The organism is Streptomyces sp. NPDC001599, assembly GCF_042893535.1.
Classification (GTDB): domain Bacteria; phylum Actinomycetota; class Actinomycetes; order Streptomycetales; family Streptomycetaceae; genus Streptomyces.
Map to the genome: position 1 here is coordinate 751,867 of NZ_JBIAVA010000002.1, position 14,079 is coordinate 765,945.

The 14,079-nt window shown below is 72.3% G+C and carries 13 protein-coding genes; 6 read left to right on the forward strand and 7 right to left on the reverse strand.

Going from position 1 to position 14,079, the window contains the following annotated elements; translation table 11 throughout:
• Positions 1-112: 112 nt before the first annotated feature.
• On the reverse strand, positions 113-1,144 hold the full coding sequence (gene glpX / locus ACFYZ3_RS08135) for a class II fructose-bisphosphatase (protein ID WP_087807460.1): 1,032 nt from the start codon (positions 1,142-1,144) through the stop codon (positions 113-115).
• A gap of 135 nt (positions 1,145-1,279) precedes the next feature.
• Between glpX and ACFYZ3_RS08140 the strand changes: the two genes are divergently transcribed.
• On the forward strand, positions 1,280-1,804 hold the full coding sequence (locus tag ACFYZ3_RS08140; RefSeq protein ID WP_388514868.1) for a DUF4245 domain-containing protein: 525 nt from the start codon (positions 1,280-1,282) through the stop codon (positions 1,802-1,804).
• Positions 1,805-1,899: 95 nt separating this feature from the next.
• Here ACFYZ3_RS08140 and ACFYZ3_RS08145 read toward each other — a convergent pair whose 3' ends face one another.
• Positions 1,900-2,490 (reverse strand): malonic semialdehyde reductase, encoded by a 591-nt coding sequence (locus ACFYZ3_RS08145; RefSeq protein ID WP_003973928.1) that lies wholly within the window; start codon positions 2,488-2,490, stop codon positions 1,900-1,902.
• A gap of 240 nt (positions 2,491-2,730) precedes the next feature.
• On the opposite strand from ACFYZ3_RS08145, the gene ACFYZ3_RS08150 reads away from it, so the two are divergent.
• Complete coding sequence (locus ACFYZ3_RS08150) at positions 2,731-2,949, forward strand: DUF4287 domain-containing protein (RefSeq protein ID WP_361003701.1); 219 nt, start codon at positions 2,731-2,733, stop codon at positions 2,947-2,949.
• Here the strand turns inward: ACFYZ3_RS08150 and ACFYZ3_RS08155 are convergent, their stop codons facing one another.
• The 3 genes from ACFYZ3_RS08155 to ACFYZ3_RS08165 all read right to left on the reverse strand — a co-directional run bounded on the left by ACFYZ3_RS08155 (position 2,950) and on the right by ACFYZ3_RS08165 (position 6,305).
• Entirely contained in the window at positions 2,950-3,225 is a 276-nt protein-coding gene (locus ACFYZ3_RS08155; RefSeq protein WP_388514702.1) for an exodeoxyribonuclease VII small subunit, read from the reverse strand.
• Positions 3,226-3,234: 9 nt separating this feature from the next.
• Positions 3,235-4,443 (reverse strand): exodeoxyribonuclease VII large subunit, encoded by a 1,209-nt coding sequence (gene xseA, locus ACFYZ3_RS08160; protein WP_388514703.1) that lies wholly within the window; start codon positions 4,441-4,443, stop codon positions 3,235-3,237.
• Positions 4,444-4,922: 479 nt separating this feature from the next.
• Positions 4,923-6,305 carry an APC family permease gene (locus ACFYZ3_RS08165; RefSeq protein ID WP_388514704.1) on the reverse strand — a complete coding sequence of 461 codons (1,383 nt, stop codon included), beginning with the start codon at positions 6,303-6,305 and terminating at the stop codon, positions 4,923-4,925.
• A gap of 129 nt (positions 6,306-6,434) precedes the next feature.
• Between ACFYZ3_RS08165 and ACFYZ3_RS08170 the strand changes: the two genes are divergently transcribed.
• On the forward strand, positions 6,435-7,451 hold the full coding sequence (locus ACFYZ3_RS08170) for a 4-hydroxy-3-methylbut-2-enyl diphosphate reductase (protein ID WP_388514706.1): 1,017 nt from the start codon (positions 6,435-6,437) through the stop codon (positions 7,449-7,451).
• Positions 7,452-7,502: 51 nt separating this feature from the next.
• Positions 7,503-8,243, forward strand: a complete 741-nt coding sequence (gene ppgK / locus ACFYZ3_RS08175) for a polyphosphate--glucose phosphotransferase (RefSeq protein WP_388514708.1) — start codon at positions 7,503-7,505, stop codon at positions 8,241-8,243.
• Between the two features lie 10 nt (positions 8,244-8,253).
• Here the strand turns inward: ppgK and ACFYZ3_RS08180 are convergent, their stop codons facing one another.
• Positions 8,254-8,856, reverse strand: a complete 603-nt coding sequence (locus ACFYZ3_RS08180; RefSeq protein WP_388514710.1) for a DUF6542 domain-containing protein — start codon at positions 8,854-8,856, stop codon at positions 8,254-8,256.
• Between the two features lie 185 nt (positions 8,857-9,041).
• Here ACFYZ3_RS08180 and ychF point away from each other — a divergent pair, with 185 nt between their 5' ends.
• Positions 9,042-10,130, forward strand: a complete 1,089-nt coding sequence (ychF, locus tag ACFYZ3_RS08185; RefSeq protein WP_388514711.1) for a redox-regulated ATPase YchF — start codon at positions 9,042-9,044, stop codon at positions 10,128-10,130.
• Here ychF and ACFYZ3_RS08190 read toward each other — a convergent pair.
• The gene (locus tag ACFYZ3_RS08190) at positions 10,120-12,936 is read right to left on the reverse strand and encodes an AAA family ATPase (RefSeq protein ID WP_388514713.1); all 2,817 of its coding nucleotides are present in this window, start codon (positions 12,934-12,936) and stop codon (positions 10,120-10,122) included. The genes ychF and ACFYZ3_RS08190 overlap by 11 nt on opposite strands.
• A gap of 207 nt (positions 12,937-13,143) precedes the next feature.
• Here ACFYZ3_RS08190 and ACFYZ3_RS08195 point away from each other — a divergent pair, with 207 nt between their 5' ends.
• Positions 13,144-14,058 carry an MBL fold metallo-hydrolase gene (locus ACFYZ3_RS08195; protein WP_388514714.1) on the forward strand — a complete coding sequence of 305 codons (915 nt, stop codon included), beginning with the start codon at positions 13,144-13,146 and terminating at the stop codon, positions 14,056-14,058.
• Positions 14,059-14,079 lie beyond the last annotated feature (21 nt).

The window sequence follows — 14,079 nt, forward strand, 5'->3', positions numbered from 1 at the left end:
GCTCGCGGCCAACCCAGGGGCGCGGGGAACTGCGCGACAAGCCACGACGCACCCGCACCCGCCCCACGACAGGCACCCCCAACTCAGTAGGCGCCCCGCGAAACCGACGGAGTCACTTCGCCCGGTCGAAATCCACCGCGCTGTACGCCCGCAGCTTGCTCAGCCGGTGCTCGGAGTCGATCCGCCGCACCGTCCCCGACTTGGACCGCATCACGATCGAGTCGGTCGTCGCCGTCTCCGACCGGTACCGCACCCCGCGCAGCAACTCGCCGTCGGTGATGCCGGTCGCGACGAAGAAGACGTTGTCCCCGGATACCAGGTCGTCGGTGGTCAGCACCCGGTCCAGGTCGTGCCCCGCGTCGACCGCGCGCTGCCGCTCCTCGTCGTCCTTGGGCCACAGCTTGCCCTGGATGGTGCCGCCGAGGCACTTCACGGCGCAGGCCGAGATGATGCCCTCCGGCGTGCCGCCGATGCCGAGCAGCAGGTCGATGCCGGTGCCCTCGCGCAGCGCCAGGATGGAGCCGGCCACGTCGCCGTCGGAGATCAGCTTGATCCGGGCGCCGGTCTCCCGGACCTCCTTGATGAGGCCCTGGTGCCGCGGCCGGTCGAGGATCACGACGGTGACGTCCTCGGGGGTGCGCCGCTTGGCCTTGGCGATCCGGCGGATGTTCACGGCGACGGGCGCGTTGATGTCGACGAAGTCGGCGGCCTCGGGGCCCGTGACCAGCTTGTCCATGTAGAAGACCGCGGACGGGTCGAACATGGAGCCGCGCTCGGCCGCGGCCAGCACCGCGATCGCGTTGGTCATGCCGTTGGCGGTCAGCGTGGTGCCGTCGATCGGGTCGACGGCGATGTCGACCTCGGCCCCGGTGCCGTCGCCGACCCGCTCCCCGTTGAAGAGCATCGGGGCCTCGTCCTTCTCGCCCTCGCCGATGACGACGACGCCGTTCATCGAGACGGTGTGGACGAGGGTCCGCATGGCGCGCACCGCGGCACCGTCGGCGCCGTTCTTGTCACCGCGCCCGACCCAGCGGCCCGCGGCCATCGCCGCGGCCTCGGTGACCCGCACGAGCTCCATGGCGAGGTTGCGGTCGGGAGCCTCCGAGGGGACGTCCAGCTCGGACGGGAGATGATGCTCGGTCATCGGAACGCACCTTTCTGATACGACGACGGCCGGATGAGGGTATGGCCACGACTCTATCGTCAGTCCGACAAAATGAGCAGGGGACCCCACGTATGAGCGGAGCGGGCACCTGCGACGATAGGGGGCGTGGCAGGTATGAAAGGCAAGCAGAAGTCGGCCCGGGACATGATTCTGTCCCTGGGGGTCATCGTCCTCGCGGCGGGCGTGATCTGGATCTTCATCCCGCACGACGACGGCGAACCGGACCTCAAGCGGGTCGACTACCGGGTCGAACTGCTGACCGCGCAGCGCGCCGCGTCGTACCCGGTGGCGGCGCCCGAGGGGCTGTCCGAGGACTGGAAGCCGACCTCCGTCCGCTTCCGCGGCGACGACTCCGACGCCTGGCACCTGGGGTTCACGGCCCCGGACGGCGAGTACGTGGCGGTCGAGCAGTCCACGAAGAAGCCGTCCACGTTCATCCACGACGCCAGCCAGGGCGGTCAGGCGACCGAGCGGACCGAGGAGATCGGCGGCCGGACCTGGACGCGGTACACGGGCGGCCGGTACGACGCGCTGGTGCTGGACGGCACCGGCGACATGAAGGGCGCGACGACGGTCGTGGCCGGCACCGGGTCGTTCGAGCAGCTCGGCAAGATGGCGGCGGCCCTGAAGCTCACGTGACCGCCCGCCGGGCCGAGCGGCCCGGCCCCCAGAGGTCATGACGAAGCCCCCGGCGGGATGCCGGGGGCTTCGTCGCGGGTGCGGTGCCGCGTGCCTCAGACCGTGGTGACGACCTGGTCGTAGGCCAGCCGCGGGGAGCGCGGGAACCAGGCGTCCGGGCCCGGACGGCCGATGTTCACGACCATCAGCGGGGTGTGGTCGTCGTCCAGGAACTCCTTGCGCACACCCTCGAAGTCGAGGCCGGTCATCGGTCCGGCGGCCAGACCCGCGGCGCGGACGCCGACGATGAAGTAGGCGGCCTGGAGAGCGGCGTTCAGCGTGGCCGCGCCCTCGCGGACCGGGCGCTCGCTGAAGAAGGCGTCCTTCGCGGCCGGGAAGTGCGGGAAGAGCTCGGGGAGCTCCTCGTGGAACTCGTTGTCCGCCGACAGGATCGCGACCAGCGGGGCGGCGGCGGTCTTGGGCCGGTTGCCCTCGGCCATGTGCGCGACCAGGCGCTCGCGGGCCTCGGGGGAGCGGACCAGCGTGATGCGCAGCGGCGACTGGTTGAAGGCGGTCGGACCGTACTTGACCAGGTCGTAGATGGCCTGCACCTGCTCGTCGGTCACGGGCTCGTCGGTGAAGGTGTTCGCGGTGCGGGCCTCGCGGAACAGCAGGTCCTGGGCGGCGGGGTCAAGAACGAGAGACATGCGTGAACTTTCTCCGGGGGGATGCGTCGGCTCCGCGCGGCTGTGGGGGCCGGGAGCCGTTGACGCCGACGACACTACGACAAAGAAGTTCAAGCTTCAACCAAAAGCGGGGTGTGGTGATCCGCTTCACAGGTGGGTCGATCGAGTGATGTGGATCACGCGCGCTGGGAGATGACTTCGCCCGGCGAGCGCGGTCCTACACGGCAGTACACCGCCACTCGCACCAGGGAGAGCACCGACATGAGCAACACGGTCAAGGGTCCGGCCAGCTACTTCCCGTCCATCGAGAAGAAGTACGGCCGCCCGGTCGCGGAGTGGAAGGACCTCATCCGCACCTCGCCGCTCACCAAGCACATGGAACTCGTCGCCTGGCTCAAGACCGAGCACGGCCTGGGCCACGGGCACGCCAACGCGCTCGTCGCGCACACGCTGGCCGAGGACACGGCGAAGGACGCCTAGCTAGGACAGGCCCCCGGGGGTGTCGCCCCCCGCGCCGCCGTCCTCCGCGCCCGCCTCCTCCTCGGCCAGCGCCGCGTCCAGGCGGGCCCGGGCGCCGTCCAGCCGGCGGCGGCACACCTTCGCCAGCTCCTCGCCCCGCTCCCACAGGGCGAGGGACTCCTCCAGCGTCGTACCGCCGGCCTCCAGCCGCCGGACGACCTCGATCAGCTCGTCCCGCGCCTGCTCGTACCCGAGCGCCTCGGACATCGCCGTCGGCTGCTCCACCTCGCTGGTCATCCACCCACCCTATGCGTCGACTCGTACGGAGAAATCGCCCTCGGAGACCCGGGCCCGCAGCGTCTCGCCGGGCTCCACCTCGCCGGGGTCGCGGACCGCGTGGCCGTCGGCCCGCTGGAGCACCGCGTACCCCCGCTTGAGGGTCGCGGCGGGGGAGAGGGCCACCACGCGCGCGTGCGTGTGCGTCAGCTCGGAGTCGGCCCGGTCGAGGTGGTGCCGCAGCGAACGGCGACCCCGGTCCAGCAGCGCCGTCACCTGCTCGGCCCGCTCCTCGATCATCCGGTGCGGATCCTGTATCGACGGGCGGGCCAGCGCGTGGGCCAGCCCGCGCTCCTCACGGTCGACGAACGCCGCCACACACCGCCGGGCGCGGTCGCGCAGCAGCCGTACCCGCTCGTACTCCTCGCCCACGTCCGGCACCACCTTCTTGGCGGCGTCGGTCGGGGTGGAGGCGCGCAGGTCGGCGACCAGGTCGAGCAGCGGGCTGTCCGGCTCGTGGCCGATCGCCGAGACGACCGGCGTACGGCAGGCGGCGACCGCCCGCACCAGCTGCTCGTCGGAGAACGGCAGCAGGTCCTCCACGCTGCCGCCGCCCCGCGCGACGACGATCACGTCCACGTCGTCCCGCGCGTCCAGCTCCTTCACCGCCTGCACCACCTGCGGCACCGCGTGCACGCCCTGCACCGCGACGTTGCGCACCTCGAAGCGGACGGCGGGCCAGCGGTGCCGGGCGTTCTCCAGGACGTCCCGCTCGGCCGCCGACGCCCGCCCGCACACCAGGCCGATCAGCTGCGGCAGGAACGGCAGCGGCTGCTTGCGCTCCGCCGCGAACAGCCCCTCGCGCGCGAGCGCCTTCTTCAGCTGCTCCAGCCGCGCCAGCAGCTCACCGACGCCCACCGGCTTGATCTCGGCGGCCCGCAGCGACAGCTGACCCCGCGGCGCGTACCACTCCGGCTTGGCGTGCACGACCACCCGTGCGCCCTCGCCGACCACGTCCGCCACGGCGTCGAACACCTGCCGGTAGCAGGTCACGCTTACGGAGATGTCGTACGACGGGTCGCGCAGTGTCAGGAACACCACACCGGCGCCCGGCCGCCGCGACAACTGGGTGATCTGCCCCTCGACCCAGACCGCGCCGAGCCGGTCGATCCAGCCCCCGATCAGCCGGGACACCTCGCCCACGGGCAGCGGACTTTCGGGGGTCGAGTTGGCAGCCATGCGCCCGAGCGTAACGGCCGGGTCCGACAATCCGGCCCCTGCGAGCCCGTTCCCCCACCCGCCGACCGCACCACAGCCCCGGCCCGCCCCCGGCCCGCCCCGGCCTCCCCGCCCCGCCCCGGCCTCCCCGCCCCGCCGTCATCCGCCTGCGCCGCCGCGCCCGTCGTCCCTGCGGCGCGGGCTTTCAGCCCGTGCCGGGCTTGTGCCGCGCCCATGGGTCTCGCGGCCGTGGCCCTTCGGCTCGCGCAGGGTCCGTATCCCCACGTCCGCTGTCCCTGCGGCGCCGGCCCTTCAGCCCGTGCCGGGTTCGTGTCGCCGCGTCCGTCGTCCGCACGGTCCTCGCTCTTCAGCTCGCGTCGAGCCCGTGTCCCCGCGTCTGTCGGTCCCTCGGGCCCGGCCCTTGAGCCGTGCCGGGCCCGTGCCCCTGTGGCCCGGCCTTCCGGCCCGCGCCGAGCCGGTGCGCAGGCGCGGCCCACGCCTCACGCACCCGTCGTCTCCGCGTCCCGGCGCCCCCTCCACTGCGCCGCCAGCACCACCAGGCCCACCGCCAGCCAGATCGCGCCGACCACCTGGGCCGCCCCCGACGCCTCCACGATCACCGCGATCGTGATCGCCGCGCCGAGCACCGGCACCAGCAGATGCCGCCACCAGCTCACCCGGCCCCCGCCGCGCCGCACCACGAACCAGCCCACCACGCTCGCGTGCAGCAGCGTGAACGCGGTCAGCGCGCCGACGTCGACCACCGAGACCAGGTGGTCGAGACCGTCGTCCCGGCGTGCCGCCCACACCGCCGCCGCCATCGTGATCACCGCCGACACCAGCAGCGCCACGCGCGGCACCCCGGCGTCCGTCCGCGACAGCACCCCCGGCAGCCGCCGGTCGCGGCCCATCGCGAACAGCAGCCGCCCGGCCGCCGCCTGCCCCGCCAGCGCCGCGAACGCCGCGCCGATCGCCTTGCTCACCGCCACCAGGTCGTGCAGCCACGTGCCCACCGACGCGTCCACGGCGTCGTAGAACGCCGACCCCTGCCGCTCCGGCTCCGCCGCCAGCTGCGCCGACGACACCGGTTCGAGGAGCGCCACCAGGTACGTCTGCGCCACGAACAGCACGCCCGCCAGCGCCAGACAGAACAGCAGCGCCCGCGCGACCTTCGCCGACCCGCCCGTGACCTCCTCGGCGAACGTGGCGATCGCGTCGAAGCCCAGGTACGACAGCACCGCCACCGACACCGCCCCGACCACCGCCGACAGCGCGAACGCCCCCTGCGTGCCGTCCCCCGACAGCGGCGACAGCCAGTCGCGCTCGGCCCCGTCCTGCGCCAGGACCACGATCGCCGTCGCCACGAAGACGACCAGTACGACGATCTCCATGGCGAGCACCAGAAAGCCCACCCGGGCCGCCGTCCGCACCCCCCACAGGTTCAGCAGCGTCGTGACGACCACCGCGATCGCCGTCCACACCCACCGCGACACCTCGGGGACGAGCGCCTCCATCGCGATGCCGGAGAACAGGTACGCCACCGCCGGGATGAGGACGTAGTCCAGCATCGCCATCCACCCGGCGACGAACCCGGCCCCGTTGCCGAGCCCCGCGCGCGCGTAGGCGAACACCGAGCCCGCCTGGGGGACCACCCGCACCATCTGCGCGTAGCTGAATGCGGTGAACGCCATCGCGACCGTGGCGACGAGATAGACCAGGGCGACCGCACCGTGCGACTTGGCGTCCAGCGTGCCGAACACGCCGACCGGTGCCATGGGCGCGATGAACAGCAGCCCGTAGACGACCAGGTCCCTGAAGCCCAGACTGCGCCTCAGCTGCTGTTCCTCACCGGCCCCCGGGGCCGTCGTACCGCTCTGCGCCATGGTGCCTCCGCCAGTGCCTCGGTCCCCGCCCCGGTTTCCGCCTCGGGGCTCCGCCTCGGAGCGTTCCCGCCAGTCTCCCCGGCAACGCCGTACCCACGCGATCTTTGACCCGCCGAACGCGGCCTTACGATGGGTGCCATGACTGCTTCGCCTGGCCGCCGTGTCCTGCTCGCCGCCCCCCGTGGCTACTGCGCGGGTGTGGACCGCGCCGTGATCGCCGTCGAGAAAGCCCTGGAGCAGTACGGGGCTCCGGTGTACGTCCGGCACGAGATCGTCCACAACAAGTACGTCGTCCAGACCCTGGAGAAGAAGGGCGCGATCTTCGTCGAGCGGACGGAGGAGGTCCCCGAGGGGAACATCGTGATGTTCTCCGCGCACGGCGTGGCCCCCGTCGTCCACGAGGAGGCCGAGCGCGGCCGCCTGGCCACCATCGACGCCACCTGCCCGCTCGTCACCAAGGTCCACAAGGAAGCCGTCCGCTTCGCGAACGACGACTACGACATCCTGCTGATCGGCCACGAGGGCCACGAGGAGGTCATCGGCACCTCCGGCGAGGCCCCCGACCACATCCAGCTCGTCGACGGTCCCGAAGACGCCGCCAAGGTGGAGGTCCGCGATCCGTCGAAGGTCGTCTGGCTCTCCCAGACCACCCTCTCCGTCGACGAGACGATGGAGACCGTCGACGCCCTCAAGGACAAGTTCCCGCAGCTCATCTCCCCGCCGAGCGACGACATCTGCTACGCCACGCAGAACCGCCAGCTCGCGGTGAAGCAGATGGGGGCCGAGGCCGAGCTGGTGATCGTCGTCGGCTCCCGCAACTCCTCCAACTCCAAGCGCCTGGTCGAGGTCGCCGTGCAGGCCGGATCCCGCGCGGCGTACCTGGTGGACTTCGCCGACGAGATCGACGAGACCTGGCTGGAGGGCGTCACCACGGTCGGCGTCACCTCCGGCGCCTCCGTCCCGGACGTGCTGGTCGAGCAGGTCCTGGAATGGCTGTCGCAGCGCGGCTTCGAGGATGTGGAGATCGTCAAGGCCGCCGAGGAGTCGATCACCTTCTCGCTGCCCAAGGAGCTGCGCCGCGACCTGCGCGAGGAGGCGGCTTCCCTGGTGGCGGAGCGGGGCGGCTCCGGGACTGCCGGGGCCTGACCGCCGGGCACCGCCTGGGTGACCGTCAGTGGTCCGTCGTAACGTAGGGCCATGCAGATCTTCGGCGTGGACATCGGCGGATCCGGGATCAAGGGCGCCCCTGTGGACCTCGACAGGGGCGACCTGGCCCAGGAGCGCTGCAAGGTGCTGACCCCGCACCCGGCCACCCCCGACGGCGTCGCCGACGGGGTCAAGCAGGTCGTCGAGCACTTCGGCTGGACCGGACCGGTCGGCCTCACCTTCCCGGGCGTGGTGACGGGCGGCGCGACGGTGCGCACCGCGGCCAACGTCGACAAGAGCTGGGTCGACACCGACGCGCGCGCCCTGTTCGGCGAGCGGCTGGGCGGGCTCGACGTGACGGTCGTCAACGACGCGGACGCGGCGGGCGTCGCGGAGATGCACTTCGGAGCCGGCCGCGGCCGCAAGGGCACGGTCGTCCTGCTCACCTTCGGCACCGGCATCGGCAGCGCGGTGTTCACCGACGGCCTCCTGGTCCCCAACACCGAGCTGGGCCACCTGGAGCTGGACGGTCACGACGCGGAGACGCGCGCCTCCAGCAAGGTCAAGGACGACCACGACATGTCGTGGGAGCACTGGGCCCACCGCGTCCAGAAGTACCTCGCGCACGTCGAGATGCTGTTCTCGCCGGAGCTCTTCATCATCGGCGGCGGCGTCAGCCGCAAGTCCCAGAAGTTCCTGCCCCACATCAAGGGCGTCCGGGCCGAGATCGTCCCCGCCCAGTTGCAGAACAACGCGGGGATCGTGGGCGCGGCGATGCACGCGGCGGGCTGAGCGCAGGCGGTCACGTGGGGGGCCGGTTCCGAGCGGCGGCGGCCCGTCGCCGCATCAGCCGGATCCGGCGGACGATCACGGTCGATCCGGCGACCAGCGTCCCGCCGTACAGCCACCCGGCCTCGGTGGCCAGTGCGGTCACGATCCCCATCAGCCGGCCGCCGAGACCGCCGTCCCCGCTCTCCGCCACGGGCACCAGGCCCACGGCGAAGGCGATCGGCACGACGACGGGGGCGGTCAGCAGGTCGCCCCGGCGCACCCAGAGCGCGGTGAGCAGACTGACCGGCACGAACAGCACGCCGTACGCGGTGAGGGACGCGCCGAACAGCAGCTCGTCGAGGAAGCCCAGCAGGGTCATCACGGCCGCGCAGAACAGACCGCTGCCCAGCCCCGTCAACCGGGGATTGGGCATCCCGCGCAGGGCTCGCACCAGCCTCGCCACCGGCGAACCCGCCGCCGGCGCCGGCCGCACCGGTTCCCTGCGCTGTCCCGCCGGCCGCCCCACCCGCCCCGCGGGCGACCGCGCGACGGCACCACCCCGCCCCTGCGAGGGCAGCGGCGCCCCGCTTCGTCGCGGTCCGTACTGGGCAGGTCGCGTCCTGTGTTGCTCCACTGGACCAACTTAGGTCGGTTTATGTGCCGAATAGCCCGACAGACACGCCGTCGGGCGTGCCTTGGCCAAGCGTTCGACTCCGAGCGGGTCCGGCTCGGCACACCCCGTAGACTGGTGGATCGGCCCTGCCTGGCCTGCCCCGCCCCAACCCGCCCCTCCGCATCTCACGTACGGGAAGTCGCAACGTGTCGCTCACGATCGGAATCGTCGGTCTGCCGAATGTCGGCAAGTCGACCCTGTTCAACGCCCTGACCAAGAACGACGTGCTCGCGGCCAACTACCCGTTCGCCACGATCGAGCCCAACGTCGGCGTCGTGGGCGTCCCCGACCCCCGCCTGACGAAGCTGGCCGAGATCTTCTCCTCCGAGAAGATCCTCCCGGCCACGGTCGACTTCGTCGACATCGCGGGCATCGTTCGCGGCGCGAGCGAGGGCGAGGGCCTGGGCAACAAGTTCCTGGCCAACATCCGCGAGTCCGACGCGATCTGCCAGGTCATCCGCGCCTTCAAGGACGAGAACGTCGTGCACGTCGACGGCAAGGTCTCGCCGAAGGACGACATCGAGACGATCAACACCGAGCTGATCCTCGCCGACCTCCAGACCATCGAGAAGGTCCTCCCGCGCCTCCAGAAGGAGTCGCGCATCAAGAAGGACGTCGCGCCCAAGGTCAAGGCGGTCGAGGAGGCCAAGGAAATCCTCGAGAAGGGCGACACCCTCTTCTCCCGGGGCATCCTCCAGGGCAGCGAGCGCGCGGAACTCCTCCACGACCTCCACCTCCTCACCACGAAGCCCTTCCTCTACGTCTTCAACGTCGACGAGGACGAGCTGACCGACGACGACTTCAAGAACGAGCAGCGCGATCTGGTCGCCCCCGCCGAGGCGATCTTCCTCAACGCCAAGCTGGAGGCGGACCTCGCCGAGCTGGACGAGGACGAGGCCCTCGAACTCCTCCAGTCCGTCGGCCAGGACGAGCCCGGCCTCGCCACCCTCGCCCACGTCGGCTTCCGCACCCTGGGCCTCCAGACCTACCTGACGGCCGGCCCCAAGGAATCCCGCGCCTGGACCATCAAGAAGGGCGCCACCGCCCCCGAGGCCGCCGGTGTCATCCACACCGACTTCCAGAAGGGCTTCATCAAGGCGGAGGTCATCTCCTTCGACGACCTGGTCGAAACGGGCTCGGTCACCGAGGCCCGCGCGAAGGGCAAGGCCCGCATGGAGGGCAAGGAGTACGTGATGCGGGACGGGGATGTCGTGGAGTTCCGCTTCAACGTCTGACCGGTGAGCCCAGCCACTGCGCCGGACCGGGGCCCGGCAGGGCGCCGTCGAGCAGGTCGCGCAGTTGGGAGCGGGCGGTGATGCCCAGTTTGGGGAAGACCCGGTAGAGGTGCGAGCCGACCGTGCGCGGGGAGAGGAACAGCTTCTCCCCGATCTCGCGGTTCGTCAGGCCGTGGGCCGCGAGCTGGACGATCTGTTGCTGCTGGGGGCTGAGTTCGGTGAGGGCACCGGGCGTGGCGCTGTCCGCCTCGATGCCGGCGGCTCGCAGTTCTGCCTTCGTGCGGTCGATCCACGGCCGGGCGCCGAGCCGCCGGAACGTGTCGAGTGCTCCGGCCAGCAGCGGGCGGGCCTCCGCCACGCGACGCTGACGGCGCAGCCACTCCCCGTAGTCCAGTCGGGTCTGTGCCCGCTCGAAGGGCCACTGCTCGCCCGCCTCCCCCGCCAGCGCCGCCCGGAAGTGGCGTTCGGCGTCCTCCGGTTCGGCGAGCAGGGCGCGGCCTCGCTCGACCAGCAGCGAGAGGCGTGCCGACATGCCGGGGCCCAGGCGCCGCGCCGAGCGCCCCAGCAGCTCCGCGGCGTGCTCGCGCTGTCCTCGGCGGACGGCCGCGGCGGCGAGTTCGGCCAGGACGGTGGGGGAGACGTGGTAGTGGACCGGGTCTCCGTCCTCGGTGAAGGCGGCGCGGAACTGCGCGTACGCGCTGTCGTAGTCGCCCTCGGCCACCGCCGCCAGCCCCAGGGCACGGCGGGCGAAGACCGCGACGGAACGGCTCTCCAGGGGATCGACGAGGGCCAGCGCCCGCTCGGCGTTGCCACGTGCCTCGGCCGGTTCGCCGCGCAAGGCCAGCACGGTCGCGTCGAGGGTTCGTGCGCACGCCTCGGCGTGATCCAGTCCGGCCTGCGAGGCCACCTCCGCGATCTCGGCGGCCACCGAGCGGGCCTCGGCCCAGCGGCCCTGCTCCAGATACGCCCAGCCGGCGGCGCAGGCCAGACCGGCCGGCAGCGGGCCTCGGGCCTGCCAACGGCCGAACGCCTCGTCGAAGGTCGCGGCGGCGAGGGGGGTCCGGTCGAGGAGCCAGGCCACGACGGCGAGCGCCGTCAGTGATCCGGCCTCGTCCTTGGCCGCGGCGATCAGCCGGGGCAGCGCCGGCGCGAGGGACGCTCCCGCGCCGGCGGGATCGGAGACGGCCAGTGTCCAGGCGCGCAGCGCACCGCCCGCGGGGGAGTCCGGCACCTCGGAGAGCAGGGTCTCGATGCGCTGCCGCTGGGACTCCTCGCCCGAGTAGTAGCGGACCACCGCCGCGGCGGCGAGCGCGTCCGGCAGGTGGGGCGACCGGGTGGCCGCCGCCGCGTCGGCGACGCGCGACAGCAGCGCGAAGGCGGCCGTGTGGTGCGGACCCATGGCCATGAGCTGTCCCGTCGCCAGCGCCGCCCGGCCGATCAGCGCCGGGTCGTCACTGCGCTCCCGGACCCCGGCGGCCAGGCGTTCCACCCAGCCGAGCTGACCGGTGAAGACGGCCGTCTCCGCGGCGTCGGCCAGCAGTCGCGCCTGGTCCGCGCGGTGCGGGCTGAGTTCCGCGGCGCGCTCCAGAGCGGCGGCAGCGGCCGCGTGGCCGCCCCGGCGCCCGGCCCGGCCCGCTGTTTCCCGCAGTGCCGCCGCCACCTGCTCGTCGGGTCGTACGGCCGCGGCGGCGAGGTGCCAGGCGCGGCGGTCGGGCTCCTCGCCCAGCAGCCGGGCGAGAGCGAGGTGGGCACGCCTGCGCTGCTCGAAGGGCGCGGCGTGGTAGACCGCCGAGCGGGCGAGCGGGTGGCGGAAGGAGACCCCGGTGCCGTCCCGCCGTACGAGACCGGCCCGCTCGGCGGGCAGCCATACCGTGTCGTCGGCCTCGGGCAGGTCCCGTGCGGCCACCGGAGCGTCCGCCGCGTCGGCGGTGGCGAGCGACAGCAGGGCGCGGCGGGTGGTCTCCGGCAGGCTCCGCAGGTGGCCGGCGAAGATCCCTTCCAGCCGGTCGGTGACGGGCAGCGGGCCCTCCACCGCGCTGCCCTCCGGTTGTCTGTTCGCCGCGGCGCGGGCGAGTTCGACCAGGGCCAGCGGATTGCCCGCCGCCTCCTGCAGAATCCGGACCCGGGTACGGCCCGTGGGCCGCTTCGGCTGCTCATCCAGCAGCCGGTTCGCCGCGTCACCACTCAACGGCCCGATCTCCAGGCGCTCGTATCCCTTGTCGAACCCGGGCAGCACGGCCGCGGTACGCACGCCCATCAGCAGCGTCACGGGCTCGCTGTCCATGCGCCGGGCCAGGAAGGAGAGGACGTCCAGGGACGCGCGGTCGATCCACTGGGCGTCGTCGACCACCACGAGCAGCGGTGCCGGTTCGGACAGGTCCGACACCAGGGTCAGCACTGCCAGGCCGACGAGCAGGGCGTCGGGGGTGTCGGCGTGTTCGGTGTGCTCGGCCAGTCCCAGGGCGGTCCGGAGCGCGGAGCGCTGGCGTGCCGGGAGGCCTTCCAGGTCGCCGAGCACCGGGCGGAGCAGCTGGTGCAGACCGGCGAACGCGAGGGGCGCCTCGGACTCGCTGCCCACCGCCCTCAGTACCCGGTGGCCGACGCCGCGTGTCCGCCGTACGGCGAGGTCGAGCAGGACGCTCTTGCCGGCGCCGGGGTCGCCTTCGACGATCAGCACCGAGCTGGGGGACCGGTCGACGGCGATGCGACTCCCGATCTCCGCGATCTCGGCCTCCCGGCCCACCACGGTCGGACCGATGTCTGCGGGCGAGCCGCGGCCCGGTCGTGCGCGTTCACCATTCTTCACGGATGCTCCAGGAACTGAGACAGCCCTGACGGCAACGCGGCGATGCCTCGGCCGTATTCCTGCTGTCCACAGCCGCACACGACGGACTCGGGCGGACACGGGTGCAGTCACGTGACGCATACCGCCGCCCGCCACCCGCGGCGCAGTCTTGCGGAACAGGGGCGTTCACGCCCGACCTTCTGAAGACCTTCTGAACTGGAGCACACCGTGGACACCATCACCCTGGGCGATGTCACCGTGACCCGGGTCCGGGAGTACTACGGCCCCGTCGGCATGACGCCCGAGGCGTTCGTCCCGGACAGCCCGGCCCAGGCGTGGGACACGCACCGTTCCTGGCTGGTTCCGGACTTCCTGGACGCCGAGACCCGCATCGTCAACACCGCGATCCAGACCTGGGTCCTGCGCAGCGAGGGCAAGACCATCCTGGTCGACACCGGCGTCGGCAACCACAAGGACCGGCCGTACGCGCCGGTGTGGAGCCGCCTGGACACCGACTTCCTGGGCAATCTCGCCCGCGCCGGGGTCCGGCCCGAGGACGTCGACATCGTGATCAACACCCATCTGCACGTCGACCACGTCGGCTGGAACACCTACCTCGACGGCCGGACCTGGGTACCGACGTTCCCCAACGCCACCTACCTGATGGCCAAGGCGGACTTCGACTACTGGAACCCGGCCAACGAGATCAAGACCCTGCTCGGCCGCGGCAACCAGAACGTCTTCGAGGACAGCGTCGCCCCCGTGCACGCGGCCGGTCTCACCCTGCTGTGGGAGGACAGCCACCGGATCGACGCCAACCTGCGCCTCGACCTCGCCCCCGGCCACACCCCCGGCTCGTCCGTGCTGCGGCTGGAGTCAGGCTCCGACCGGGCCCTGTTCGTCGGCGACCTGATGCACAGCCCGATCCAGATCCACGAGCCCGACGCCAACAGCTGCTTCTGCGAGGACCCCGCCGAAGCCCGTGCCACCCGCCACCGGCTCCTGGGCTCGGCGGTGGACAGCAACGCCCTCGTCTTCCCCGCGCACCTCGGCGGCCACGGCGCCGCCGAGGTCGTGCGCGAGGGCGGCAAGTTCGCCGTCAAGGGCTGGGCGCCCTTCGCCAGGTACACCGAGTCGGCCTGAGGCCCGCGGAAGGACACGAGA

Bases quoted from the DNA above. Each gene is read 5' to 3' on its own strand.
- glpX (WP_087807460.1), bottom strand. From the start codon at position 1,144: ATGACCGAGCATCATCTCCCGTCCGAGCTGGACGTCCCCTCGGAGGCT.
- ACFYZ3_RS08150 (WP_361003701.1), top strand. From the start codon at position 2,731: ATGAGCAACACGGTCAAGGGTCCGGCCAGCTACTTCCCGTCCATCGAG.
- ACFYZ3_RS08155 (WP_388514702.1), bottom strand. From the start codon at position 3,225: ATGACCAGCGAGGTGGAGCAGCCGACGGCGATGTCCGAGGCGCTCGGG.
- ACFYZ3_RS08170 (WP_388514706.1), top strand. From the start codon at position 6,435: ATGGGTGCCATGACTGCTTCGCCTGGCCGCCGTGTCCTGCTCGCCGCC.
- ppgK (WP_388514708.1), top strand. From the start codon at position 7,503: ATGCAGATCTTCGGCGTGGACATCGGCGGATCCGGGATCAAGGGCGCC.
- ACFYZ3_RS08145 (WP_003973928.1), bottom strand. From the start codon at position 2,490: ATGTCTCTCGTTCTTGACCCCGCCGCCCAGGACCTGCTGTTCCGCGAG.
- ACFYZ3_RS08165 (WP_388514704.1), bottom strand. From the start codon at position 6,305: ATGGCGCAGAGCGGTACGACGGCCCCGGGGGCCGGTGAGGAACAGCAG.
- ACFYZ3_RS08140 (WP_388514868.1), top strand. From the start codon at position 1,280: ATGAAAGGCAAGCAGAAGTCGGCCCGGGACATGATTCTGTCCCTGGGG.
- xseA (WP_388514703.1), bottom strand. From the start codon at position 4,443: ATGGCTGCCAACTCGACCCCCGAAAGTCCGCTGCCCGTGGGCGAGGTG.